Raw genomic sequence first — 621 nt, forward strand, 5'->3', positions numbered from 1 at the left:
GCCTCGGCGGCGGCACGCCGTATGGCGGCGGCCCTCGCCTCGCGGCGGCGCCGCTCCTCGTGCCGTACGCGCTCCTCGTGCCGGGCGAGGGCGGTGTACCGGTCGGAGGGGTCGTCCATGGGGACCTCCAGGCGTGCGGGACGACAGGGCCCCGCTCCCCGGTGGGGCCGGGGGCGGGGCGGGTGCTGCGGTGCGGCGGGGGGTGCCGCTACGGGGCGGGACTCAGCCGATCGGGAGGCCGCCGAGGAGACCGCCGACCGGGAGGCCGCCGAGGAGACCGGCGGCGGGGAGGCCGCCGACCATCGGGGCGTTGCCCTGGCCCTGGCCGCCCGCGCGCGCCTGCTGGACCTGGCCCGCGAGCTGACCACCGGTCTGCTCGACGGAGTGGACGGCGCCGGCGACCGTCTCGTTCTCCAGCGGGTTCTCCGTGATCTCGCCGGAGGCCACCTGACCGGCCACGTCGCCCACGGGCAGCGCGCCGGTGACGGAGCCGAGCGGCAGGGCGCCGAGCGCGTCGGTGGGCGCGGCGGCGGAGGCGGTGCCGGTGGCGGCGGCACCGGCGGCGAGGACGGCACCGGCTGCGAAGACTGCCTTGGCGAGCTTGTCGTGCTTCACTGTGTC

1 protein-coding gene is annotated in these 621 nt (G+C 78.7%); it reads right to left on the reverse strand.

What is annotated here, in order from left to right; genetic code table 11:
- Window positions 1–222: 222 nt before the first annotated feature.
- Window positions 223–621: hypothetical protein (locus tag G3I42_RS24595; protein WP_203607276.1), on the reverse strand; the 399-nt coding region annotated here is incomplete at its 5' end.

The organism is Streptomyces sp. SID11385, assembly GCF_010548245.1.
Lineage (GTDB): Bacteria > Actinomycetota > Actinomycetes > Streptomycetales > Streptomycetaceae > Streptomyces.